8 protein-coding genes are annotated in these 10,661 nt (G+C 74.4%); 2 read left to right on the forward strand and 6 right to left on the reverse strand.

The window, feature by feature from the left end; translation table 11 throughout:
* Window positions 1-9: 9 nt before the first annotated feature.
* Entirely contained in the window at window positions 10-1,080 is a 1,071-nt protein-coding gene (locus ACFY3J_RS06480) for a hypothetical protein (protein WP_390840509.1), read from the reverse strand.
* An 815-nt stretch (window positions 1,081-1,895) separates the two neighbouring features.
* Here ACFY3J_RS06480 and ACFY3J_RS06485 point away from each other — a divergent pair.
* Window positions 1,896-3,668, forward strand: coding sequence for a hypothetical protein (locus ACFY3J_RS06485; RefSeq protein WP_390840417.1), 1,773 nt, complete (start codon window positions 1,896-1,898; stop codon window positions 3,666-3,668).
* 20 nt (window positions 3,669-3,688) lie between these two features.
* Here ACFY3J_RS06485 and ACFY3J_RS06490 read toward each other — a convergent pair whose 3' ends face one another.
* The 5 genes from ACFY3J_RS06490 to ACFY3J_RS06510 all read right to left on the reverse strand — a co-directional run bounded on the left by ACFY3J_RS06490 (window position 3,689) and on the right by ACFY3J_RS06510 (window position 9,031).
* Window positions 3,689-6,301 (reverse strand): SpoIIE family protein phosphatase, encoded by a 2,613-nt coding sequence (locus ACFY3J_RS06490; protein ID WP_384171856.1) that lies wholly within the window; start codon window positions 6,299-6,301, stop codon window positions 3,689-3,691.
* A gap of 274 nt (window positions 6,302-6,575) precedes the next feature.
* Window positions 6,576-7,028, reverse strand: coding sequence for an ATP-binding protein (locus tag ACFY3J_RS06495; protein WP_384171859.1), 453 nt, complete (start codon window positions 7,026-7,028; stop codon window positions 6,576-6,578).
* Between the two features lie 145 nt (window positions 7,029-7,173).
* Window positions 7,174-7,602, reverse strand: a complete 429-nt coding sequence (locus ACFY3J_RS06500; RefSeq protein WP_384171862.1) for a (deoxy)nucleoside triphosphate pyrophosphohydrolase — start codon at window positions 7,600-7,602, stop codon at window positions 7,174-7,176.
* 42 nt (window positions 7,603-7,644) lie between these two features.
* A complete protein-coding gene (locus ACFY3J_RS06505; RefSeq protein ID WP_384171865.1) occupies window positions 7,645-7,839 on the reverse strand; it encodes an SPOR domain-containing protein in 195 nt (64 codons plus the stop codon).
* A gap of 439 nt (window positions 7,840-8,278) precedes the next feature.
* On the reverse strand, window positions 8,279-9,031 hold the full coding sequence (locus ACFY3J_RS06510) for a GntR family transcriptional regulator (RefSeq protein WP_384171868.1): 753 nt from the start codon (window positions 9,029-9,031) through the stop codon (window positions 8,279-8,281).
* Between the two features lie 269 nt (window positions 9,032-9,300).
* Here ACFY3J_RS06510 and ACFY3J_RS06515 point away from each other — a divergent pair, with 269 nt between their 5' ends.
* Entirely contained in the window at window positions 9,301-10,407 is a 1,107-nt protein-coding gene (locus tag ACFY3J_RS06515; RefSeq protein ID WP_384171871.1) for a pyridoxal-phosphate dependent enzyme, read from the forward strand.
* Window positions 10,408-10,661 lie beyond the last annotated feature (254 nt).

Below are 10,661 nucleotides of genomic sequence, written 5' to 3' on the forward strand. Positions count from 1 at the left end.
GCGCCGTGATCATGACAGCCGAACCCAGCCTTCCCGGTACGCGGTCCAGTCGTCCTCCGTGGCGGCGAAGTCGACGTACAGCGCGACGCCGAAGCGCTCGCGGCCGGCGTCCGTGCGGGAGAGACCGAGGCGGACGCCACGGACGGCGGCGGGGACCGTCTCGGCGGAGGCGCGGTGGCCGAAGCGGTTGTCGTGGAAGAAGGGCAGGCCCATCAGCAGGTCGGTCGTGGGCGGGGTGACCTCCAGGGCGAGGGAGGTCTGTTGGGCGACGTAGCCGCCGTACAGGCTCGGCAGCGGCTGCATGGTGTCGTACGACATCAGGGCGATCTGGTCGACGCGGCGGGCGACCTGGGCGAAGTACGCCTGCGACCACCACTTGGGGTGGTTGGTGAGCGTGCCCCACACGGAGTGGAAGGCGGGCAGCGGGTCGATCTGGTGGGCGGCGACGGACAGGGGTACGCCGTGGGCGCGGGTGACGGCGCGCAGGTCGTCGAGCAGGTCCAGGTAGTCGCGGTCGCCCGAGTGCAGCGGCTCCAGGTCGAAGTGGGCGCCGTCGAAACCGGCCGCCAGGATCTCGCGGGTGGAGGTGACCACGGCCGCGCGCGTCGCGGCCCGCTCCAGCCGCATCCCGTCCGGGCTCTCGGTGGCCAGCTCGTCGCCGAGCCAGGCCTGCACGCGGATGCCGGGCAGCACGCGGTGCACGGCGGGTATCAGCCAACCGGCTTTGGGATAGGACGACTTGGGGAGCGTGCCGTCGTGTTCGAGCGGGCCCGCGTGCACGTAGAGGTCGCGGATGCCGGTACCGCGCAGGCGCCGGGCGAGAGCCGCGACATCGGCGTCCGTCTTCCGGCCGTCCACCCAGGCGTGGCCCAGCCAGATCGCGTCCTGGCCCCTGGTGTACGTCCCGTCGACGGGGTCGCCCGTGTAGTTCACCCGCAGGGCGGACTCGGCGGCGAGCAGCGGCAACACCAGCAGCAGGACGACACCGAGGGCGACACGACGGACCCAGCGCAGCCCACGGCGCCGTCGGGGCGGCGGACCCGCGCGCCCCTGATCGGGGTCGGGGCGCGCCGTGCCCACGGTGCGCGGCACGGCGGCGGCCTCTCGCCCGGCGACGGTGCCACCCGTACCGGACGCACTCGCCGCGCGGGTGCCGGTCTCGCTCCTCGCGCGGGTGCTGTCGTCCCTGCCGGTCGCGCTTTCCGCACCGATGGTCTCTCGCTCACCGGCGGGGTCGTCCGTACCGGACACGTCCTCCCCGCCGGGGGTGCCGGCCCCGCCGCTCGCGGGCTCCGCGCCGGGTGCGTCGTGCGTGCCGCCGGTGTCGCCCGTACCGGTCGCGCTCCCCGCATCGGACGCCAGCTCCGCGTCAGCGGCCTCTCGCCCGCCGGTGATGTCGCCCGTGCCCGACGCGTCCTCCCCGCCGGTGATACCGGCCCCACCGCTCGCGGGCTCCGCGTCGTGCGTGCCGCCGGTGTCGCCCGTACCGGTCGCGCTCCCCGCATCGGACGTGTGCTCCGCGTCAGCGGCCTCTCGCCCGCCGGTGATGTCGCCCGTACCGGACGCGTCCTCCCCGCCGGTGATACCGGCCCCGCCGCTCGCGGGCTCCGCGTCGAGGTTGTCGTGCGTACCGCCGATGTCGCCCGTACCGCTCGCACTCCCCACGTCGGACGCCAGCTCCCCGCCGGCGGTCTCCCGCCCGCCCGTGATGTCGCCCGTACCGGACGCGTCCTCCCCGCCAGGGGTGCCGGTCGTGTCTTCCTGGCCGGACGTTTCTTGTCTGCCGGTGGTGTTCTTCATGCTGGTGTTCCCTCCCGCGTTGACGTGTCCCGTCGGCCCCACCAGTGCCGCGGCCCCGGTCGCGTGCCCGCTCGGGCGGTCATACGCTCCCGAATGTGACGGCATCGGTGTTCCGGGCGGCCCGGCCGCGGCGCACGACCCGCCGCCTGTCGGGGCGGGTGGCGCACACCGTGCTGTGTGGCGCGGCGGGCCTGGTGTGGCTGGTGCTTCCGGGGACGACGATCAACAGCGGCGCCGCGGTTGCGCTCCCCCAGACCCCTCCGGTGACCGCCACCGCCGCACAGCGGCACGACGAGACCTCGCCGGGCTATCTCGCCCTGCCGCTCGTGGCGGTGGGCGCGGCGGGGGTGCTCGCCGGGTACGGGTACGTCCGGCGGACGCGGCGGGCCAGGACCCGTACGACCCCCGGCGGCGGTTCCGCCCCGCCCTCCGGGCCGTGGCGACCGCCGCCGCCGTCCAATGAACTCGGCGAGAGGTCAACGGAGTTGATGCGACTGGCGGACGACTGGGTGCGCACCAGCCGGGAGGAACTCGGCTTCGCCGAGGCGCGGTTCGGCGCGGCGGCCGTCGAGCCGTTCGCACGGGCCGTGCGGGAGGCGGAGGCGGAATTCGCGGCTGCCTGCCGGATGCGGGAGCGGTACGACCACGGGGTCCCCGAGGACGCGGCCGCCCGGCGGCAGGCGCTGGCCGGCGTGGTCGGGCGCTGTGAGGAGGCGGGCCGGCTGCTGGACGCGGAGGCCGCCGCGTTCGACGAACTGCGCGGTCTGGAGCGGGGACTGGGTGAGGCGCTGGAGGTCGCGGAGGCGCGGTTCCGGAAGTTGGCGGGGCGCACGGGGACCGCCGCCTCGACCGTCGCCGCGCTACGCGAACGGTACGGTCCGGCGGCCGTCGCATCCGTCACGGGACACGTGGAGCAGGCCAAGGACCGCCTGCTGCTCGCCACCTCCCGGCTGAACCGCGCCCGCCAGTCGGCGGACTCGGGAAACCCCCTGGCTGCGGCCTGTCACCTGCGCGTGGCCGAGGGCGCGATCGCCCAGATCGCGGTGTTCGTGCACGGCGTCGAACGGCTGGCCGAGGAGCTGTCGACCGCCGAGCGACTCGTACCGGCGGCGCTCGGCGGCGCGGAGGCGGACCTCGAGGCGATCCGGCGAGCGGCCGAGTCCGCCGCCGCGCGACTGACCGGCGACCCGGACCGCACCACCGCGCCCACCCCGGGCTCCCCGGAGTCCGCCGAGTCCCGCAAGCCCGCGCGGCGTACGGCCGACGGCCAGGCTTCGGAAACGGCCACCGCCTCCGACGAGGCACCCGCCCTCGCACCGGGCACTCCCTCGGCGGCCGTCCCCGTCGACGTCGCCGCCGGTGAGCTGCGCGCCCGCGTCACGCACGCCGACCTGGAACTGGCCCGCGTACGCGTACACGCCGAGCCGGCCGCGGGGCCGTACGACCCGCTGGACGCGCTGCGGCGCATCGTGCGGGCGACCGCGCCGGTCGGGACACGGCGGGCCGGTGTCCTGGCGGCCGCCGAGGAACTCGTCGCACGCAGCGCCGTCGCCGCCGCCGACGACTTCGTCGGCACGCACCGGGCCGCGGTCGGCGCCACGGCCCGCATCCGGCTGTCGGAGGCACTGCGCCTCCTCCCTACCGATCCGCAGACCGCCGACACCCTGGCCCGCCAGGCCCACGACCTCGCCGAACAGGACGTACGCCTGCACGGCAACCCGTGCACCGCCACCACCGACCCGTCCGCCGGCGCCACCGCAGCGGTGCTCGGCGGCATCCTCCTGGCCGAGGATCCCGACGGCGGTCCGCCCGCCTGCTACGGCGGCCCGCGGACGCGGGGGCGTCGCCGTCCGGGACCGGCGGCGTAGACGGTGGCCGGGCGGAACGGTCAGAACAGGCTCAGCAGCGCCTCCGCCGGGTCGGTCAGGGCGTTCTCCCCGTCGGGCAGGGGGAGTTCGAACCAGACCGTCTTGCCGCGGGGAGTACGGCGGGAGCCCCAGGCGGCGCTGAGCAGGCCCACCAGCTGGAGGCCGCGGCCGCCCTCGTCGGTGTCGCGGGCGCGGCGGCGGCGCGGCTGGACGAGGCCGGAGTCCCACACCTCGCAGACCAGGGTGCGGTCGAGCAGGAGGCGGAGCCTGATCTCGCCCTCGCCGTAGCGCAGGGCGTTGGTGACGAGTTCGCTGACGAGGAGTTCGGTGGTGTCGATCAGCGGTTCGAGGTCCCAGGCGGTCAGCTGGGCGCGGGCGTACTCGCGGGCGCGGCCGACGCTGCGGGGTTCGCGCGGCAGGGCCCAGTCGCCGACGGACTCGGCGGGCAGGCCCTGGACGCGGGCCATCAGCAGCGCGATGTCGTCCTCGCCGTGGTGGGTGCCGAGCGTGTTGAGGATGTGGTCGCAGACGTCCTCCAGGGGGCGGGAGGGGTCCGTGAGGGCACCGACGAAGGCCTGGAGGCCCTCGTCCAGAGGGTGGTCGCGGGATTCGACCAGGCCGTCCGTGTAAAGGGCCAGCAGGGCGCCCTCGGGGAGTTCGACCTCCACCTCCTCGAAGGGTTCGCCGCCGACGCCGAGCGGCATGCCGGGCGGCACGTCCAGCATCAGCGCGGACTCGCCGGGTTCGACGAGCACCGGCGGCAGATGGCCGGCGTTGGCGAAGGTGCACCGTCGGGTGACCGCGTCGTAGACGGCGTAGATGCAGGTCGCCAGGTACACCTCGGAGAGGTCGGCCTCGCGGGGGCGGCGGGCGGCCCGGGTGGCCTGCTGGACACCGCCGGGCGCGCCGAGGCCGCGGGCGATCTCGTCCAACTGGGAGAGCACCTCGGCCGGTTCCAGGTCGAGCAGGGCCAGCGTGCGTACGGCCGTGCGCAGTTCGCCCATGGCGACGGCGGCGCGCAGACCGCGGCCCATGACGTCGCCGACGACCAGCGCGGTGCGGTGGCCGGGGAGTTCGATGACGTCGAACCAGTCGCCGCCGACCTCGCTGGGCCGGCCGGTGGCGGCGCTGCCGGGCAGGTAGCGGCAGGCGATGTCGAGGCCGGATGCCTCGGGGTCGCCGGGCGGGAGCAGGGACCGCTGCAGTATCAGGGCGCGTTCGTGCTCGCGCCGGTACAGGCGGGCGTTGTCGATGCAGACGGCGGCGCGCGCGGCGAGTTCGACGGCGAGATCGCGGTCGCGCTGGCCGAACGGCTCGCTGCCCTTGGTCCGGGCGAACTGCGCGAGTCCCACCACCGTGTCGTGGGCGACCATCGGCACGGCCAGCGTGGTCTGCACGAGGCCGCCGTCCTCACCGGGCACGGTCGTCGGGCGGGCGGTGCGCAGGGCGTCCGCGCGGGGCGAGTTGAACGGGTAGTGGTGGACGGCGCCGAGTTCGACGTGTGCGCCGGTGCCGCCGAACGGCGCGCCGGAGACCGCGCTGGCGAAGGCGACGCGGCGCAGTTCGGCGCTGCCGTCGGCGAGGCCGGGCGGGGTCTCGTCGCCGGCCAGCAGGCCCTGGTAGAGGTCGACGGTCGCCAGGTCGCAGAAGCCGGGGACCACGATGTCGAGGAGTTCGCGCGCGGTGGTCTCCAGGTCGAGGGAGTTGCCGATGCGGGCGCCGGCCTCGTTGAGGAGGGCGAGGTTGCGCCGCGCGGCGGCGGCCTCGCGGGCGGCGTCGCGGCGGGCGGTGATGTCGATCCCGAGCCAGGCGACGCCGATGGTGCGGCCGCTGCCGCTGTGCACGCGGTAGAGGTTGACGGACCAGTGGCGGCGCTCGTCGGTTCCCGGCACGAAGCCGGAGACGTGCATGTCCGTGATGGACTGCCCGTTCTCCAGTACCCGGCGCAGGGTGGCGGTGACCCGCTCGGCCTCGCCGCGCGGCAGGTAGTCGTGCACGCCCCTGCCGCGGTGGTCGTCCGGCGAGCCGCCGAAGACGGAGGCGAACCGCTCGTTGGCGCGACGGACCTTGAGGTCGGTGTCGATCAGCAGGAAACCGAACGGGGATTGACCGAAAATCGCCTGTGAGGCGGCGAGGTCGGTCTCGATCCGCCGCAGGGTGCGGACGTCGACGACGGTGCACACGGCGGCCCTGTCGCCCTCCACCGTGGTCGTCGGCATCACGTAGACCTCGGCGAGTCCCTCCTCACCGCGCCGGCCGTCCTCGTCGTCCGGGATCCGGAAGGGGACCACGCCGGTCCACTCCCGCCCGTCGAGGATCTCGGCCATCTTGCGCTGGCCGTGCTCGCGCAGGTCGGGGTCGACGAACGCCTCGATGGGGTCCATCCCGACGGCGCGTTCGGCGGGGATGCCGAAGAGCCGCTCGGCGCGCAGGCTCCACTGGTCGACGTGACCGTCGGGGCCGATGGAGAAGGAGGCCACCTTGATGTAGTCGTACATCGAGCCGGGCGGGCTGCTCTGCCACATGGCGTCCCCGGACGGCGCCCCGTCGGCTGCACCGCCGCCCGCGGACCCCGCCCTCGCGCCGTCCGACGGGTCCTCGGACTCCGTGGTCTTCGCTGGTATCTCGCTCACGCGAACCGTCCCCTCCAGCTCACCGCGTCCGGCACCGGTCACCGGGGGCGGCTGCCCGCAGTATCCAGCACTACGGCGCCGCACAACACGGTGTTCACGATCACAGGACCATCCCGATGCTTTCCGGTCCGGGCCTGCGACAACACCATCAGTCTTCTAACCGGGCAGGACCAGGTCGAACCCCGCTCGCGGACAACCGTCGCCGGCCGCCGCCGGCCACTGAGTGGCGGGGGCTCTCCGGCGGGCTCCGCGCACGGCCCGTCCACCGCTCCGCTCACCCCGGGACGGCCAGTTCGAACCAGACCGTCTTGCCGGCGTCGTCCGGCCGGGTGCCCCAGCGGCGGGAGGTGGAGGCGACCAGTTGCAGGCCGCGGCCGGACTCGTCGTCCGGGCGGGCCGGACGCTCGCGGGGCGGGTCCGGCAGTGGGTCGGAGACCTCGACCAGCAGCACCTTGGGCAGGTCCGCGCGGCGCAGCAGCCGAACACCGATGGGACCGGTCGCGTACCGCAGGGAGTTGGTGACCAGTTCGCTCACCAGCAGGGCCGCGATGTCGCCGAGCGCGTCCAGGTCCCAGCTGCGCAGCTTGCCGCGGACGGCGGCCCGGGCCGCGCGCACCGCGCCGGGATCCGCGGGAAAGGTCCACTCGGCGGTGTCTTCATCGGTGTCGATCACGCCGTTCACTTCCCAGGCACGCCGATCACTTCGCAGGCCGGCAAGCCCACCCATGTACGGTTCCAGAGAACAAAGGGGACATACCCGGTATCCAGGGGGCATTACCGCTCGCGACGGTGCGGTGTGGCACGAACGGCGTACCGGCGCGCGCCCTACGTCTCCCGTGCGCCCTGGACTTCGACGGAGCGCTCGATGACTCTCACGCCCCTGGGGCGCCGTCCGCCGGGCCGGCTCCGAGGTGGGTGAGGGCCTGCCGCACGGCGGGCACGTCCTGGTCCAGCCAGGGGACGCTCCAGATCTCGGCCGGGGTGAGCCAGCGCAGGTCGTCGTGGTCCTGGAGGGGCTTGGGGTCGGCGGAGCCGGGGCGCAGCCGCGCGGTCCACACCTGGAGTTCGTACGGCGGTCGCAGGGGCCAGCTGCCCGGCACGCGCTCGACGGCCTCGCTCTCGACGCCGAGTTCCTCGCGCAACTCGCGCACGAGAGCGGCTTCGGGCCGCTCGCCGGGCTCGACCTTGCCGCCGGGCAGCTCCCAGCGACCGGCCAGCTCGGCGGGCGCGCTGCGGCGCGCGGCGAGCAGGCGGCCGCCGTCGAGCAGGGCGGCACCGACCACCACGATCCGTTCGCTCATGCGCCGGAGCCTACGGGAGCGGGCCTGCGTCCGGCGAAGGGGTCAGCCGTCGCCGCCCGCACCGCCGGCGCTCTGCTCGATCCGCTCGACCCAGTACAGCTGGGTGTCCGGACCGTCGAGGCTTTCCGCGATCTTCTGGGCCTCGGCACGGGTGGCGTACCGGCCGACGCTGTAGCGATTGCCGTTGTCGTCCTGCCGGACGACGAGCCAGGGAAGGGTGATCGTGCTGTCGTTCATCGCGCCCCCACTGCTCCTTCCCGCCCCTGTGCGTCCGGCTCCCGGCCCCCGCCGCGTCCCGCCTGTTGAGGAAACCGCAATCCGCATATGCCTGAGCCTACGCCCAACCTTCACGCAGCGAATACGGCTTTTCACAAAGAGGTAGGCAACCGGCCAGTATGGAAATCGGCCGCCCGGGGCGCACGGAGGCGAACGCGCCGTGCGAGGGGCTCTGTACATCCACTCGGGGGCATGCGGCAGCCGCGGTGGCGACCTGCGAGAACGGCCGGAATACGGCGCACGGGCGAGGCGGCGCGGCAGACGGACGGGCGGGCCGGGCGCCGAGGGGGCGCACACCACCCCCGGGAATCACCGCTTCCGGGCCTGCTTCCGGGCCGGCGCCCGCCCCGCCGCACCTCCTACCGCACGCTCCTGCCGCACGGCCCCTGCCGCGCGGCTCCTACCTCACCGGCAGGTGGTACGCCACCCGGTAGCGGTCGGCGGGGATCACGACGTCCGCCGTCTCCACGGGGCGGCCGGAGGCGTAGAAGGTGCGCTGGACGACGACCACGACATGGCCGGGGACACCGCCGAGGGCGTGCAGTTCCTCGGCGAGGCCGGGGCGGGCGCCGACCTCCTCGGTGACGTTGTCGACGATGACGTCGATGGCGCGCATGCGCTCGACCACGCCCATGCCGCCGAGCGGGCCCTCCTCGGGGAGCATGACGGGGGTTCGGCCGGTGAGCGCGAGCGGCTCCCAGGAGGTGGAGAGCATCATCGCCTCGCCGGCGTCCCGGAACACGTACTTGGTGCGCATCACGCGGTCGCCGGGCTTGATGCCGAGCCGCTCGGCGATGGCGCCGCTCGACTCGGCCTGCGTGCTGCTCGACTCCCAGGTGCCGCGCACCTCGGCGTCGGCCTGCTCCTGCCGGAACGGCGTGGCGCCGCCGGTCAGGCGGAAGCCGGAACGGGCGACCCGGCGCGGCACGGGCCGCTCGCGCACATACGTCCCCGAGCCGGAGCGGCCCTCGACCAGCCCCTCGGCCATCAGCACCTTGCGGGCCTCGAGCGCGACCGTGTCCGAGACGCCGTACTCCTCGCGGATTCTGGCCTGTGAGGGCAGCCGGGTGTGCGGGGGCAGCAGACCGTCGACGATCTTCTTGCGGAGATCATCCGCGACGCGCAGGTACGCCGGCTGCTCACCGAAAGTCACTGGCCGCTCCCATCAAGCTGTACAGACAGCAACAGCGTGGCAACCATGGGTTGTACTTGCAAGCAGGGGCCAGAGAATCACTCGAAGTGATGACTTGCGGGTGGCGAAGGCATGCCCAGGCGCTTTCTCCCCGCTACGGCCGCCGTCACACCTCCACATGGCGGAAAACGGAGGCGTCGGGGGGCGAGGAGGCGCGGCCGAGTGCGACGGACGTGCCGTGCGGGAGTGATGACGGGGCGTCGGCGAACCTCGCCCCTTAACCTCCGTACATGACACCTCTGCCGGACCGCTACTGCCCCACCGACGGCGTCCGCGTCCCCGGCGACTCCCTCGCCTGGCGCTGCCCTTCCTGCCACGGCCCGCTCGATCTCGACTTCTCCCCCACCCCGGCGTCCCTGAAGTCCCTCACCGGGAGGGTGAACTCCCTGTGGCGGTACGCGGAGACGCTGCCGATGCCGGCGCCCACGCTGTCCCTCGGCGAGGGCCGCACCCCCCTGGTGCCGCTGACGGACGAGGTCTCGGCGAAGCTGGACTTCCTGATGCCGACGCTGTCGTTCAAGGACCGGGGCGCGGTGCTGCTGGCCGAACTGGCGCTGCGCGCCGACCCGCGCCGGGTGGTCGCCGACAGCAGCGGCAACGCGGGCACGGCGATCGCCGCGTACTGCGCCCGCGCGCGGCTGCCGTGCACGGTGTACGTCCCGCTCGGCACGTCGGCGAAGAAGCTGGAGCAGATCGAGGCGCACGGCGCCCGCCTGGAGGTGGTCGACGGCAACCGCGAGGCGGCGGGCAGGGCCGCGCAGCGCGCCGCGGACGAGCCGGACACGTTCTACGCCTCGCACGTCTTCAACCCGTACTTCCTGCACGGCACGAAGACCTACGTGCACGAGTTGTGGGAGGACCTCGGCGGGCGTCTGCCGGAGGTCCTGGTCCTGCCGGTGGGCAACGGCACGCTGCTGCTGGGCGCGGCGCTGGCGATCGCCGAGCTGTTCGGGGCCGGTCTGCTGGACCGGCGCCCGGCGCTGTGGGCGGTGCAGGCGGCGGCGGTCGCCCCGCTCGCCCGCGCCTGGGAGGAGGGCGCGGAGGAACTCACCGGCACGACCCCCGTGGCCCCCACCCACGCCGAGGGCATCGCCGTCCCCCACCCGCCCCGGGCCCGCCAGATCCTGCGCGCGGTACGGGACTCGGGCGGCACCTTCCTGACCGTGACGGAGGACCGCATCCGCCACGCCCAGCTGGACCTGGCCTCCCGCGGCCTGTACGTCGAGTCGACGGGCGCGGTCTGCTGGGCGGCGATCCGCGAGGGCGCCCTCGGCGGGAAGTCGGCGGTGGTCCCCCTGTGCGGCGCAGGCCTGAAGTCGGGCCTGGCCCGGCCGTAACCCCGACTGGGCCAGGCCTGCCGGGTCCGGCCGGGTCCGGTCCGGCTCAGTTCGGCTCAGTTCGACTCGGTGCCATGTCCGGCGCGCGGTCCGGCGCGGTGCGGTACAACGCCATGCCCAGCCCGGCCCGGTGCCATGCCCGGCCCGATTCGGCGCGGTGCCATGTCCGGCCCGGCCCGGTACAACGCCATGTCCGGCCCGGTTCGGCGAGATCCGGCTCGATGCCATGCCCGGCCCAGCTCGGCCCGGCGCGG

The organism is Streptomyces sp. NPDC001231 (genome assembly GCF_042896885.1).
Taxonomy (GTDB): Bacteria; Actinomycetota; Actinomycetes; order Streptomycetales; family Streptomycetaceae; genus Streptomyces.